Source organism: Streptomyces viridochromogenes (assembly GCF_001270495.1).
GTDB classification, from domain to species: domain Bacteria; phylum Actinomycetota; class Actinomycetes; order Streptomycetales; family Streptomycetaceae; genus Streptomyces; species Streptomyces viridochromogenes_A.
This window is the reverse complement of record NZ_LGUR01000139.1, coordinates 1-327: the sequence shown is the minus strand read 5'-3', so window position 1 is coordinate 327 and position 327 is coordinate 1. Positions and strand designations below refer to the sequence as shown.

The 327-nt window shown below is 68.5% G+C and carries 1 protein-coding gene; it reads left to right on the top strand.

Going from position 1 to position 327, the window contains the following annotated elements; translation table 11 throughout:
- Positions 1–88: 88 nt before the first annotated feature.
- A partial coding sequence (locus ADK36_RS15350; protein ID WP_234329773.1) for a DUF5937 family protein occupies positions 89–327 on the top strand: 239 nt, incomplete at its 3' end.

The window sequence follows — 327 nt, the reverse complement described above, 5'->3', positions numbered from 1 at the left end:
GCACAGGTCATCGTCAGTCACCATCGCCGACCACCGTCTCGCGCGGCACGCTCCCTGCGGGGACGCCGGACGGCGAGGATGACGAGTCATGACGATCGTGTTCCGGGTGCCTGCCGGTGGTGCGGAGCGGGTGGGGTTCGCCTACTCGCCGGCGATGGAAGCCGTACTGAGCCTTCACGTGCTGGTGGAGCCCAAGCACCACCCCGTCCAGCACGGCTGGGTGCGTGCGATGCGCAAGCTGTCGCCGGCGCTGAAGCGGGAGATCGAGGCGTTCTCCTACGCGGTGCGCTCGTACTTTCCCGAGTTCCTCTTTCCGCGGCCGACCGG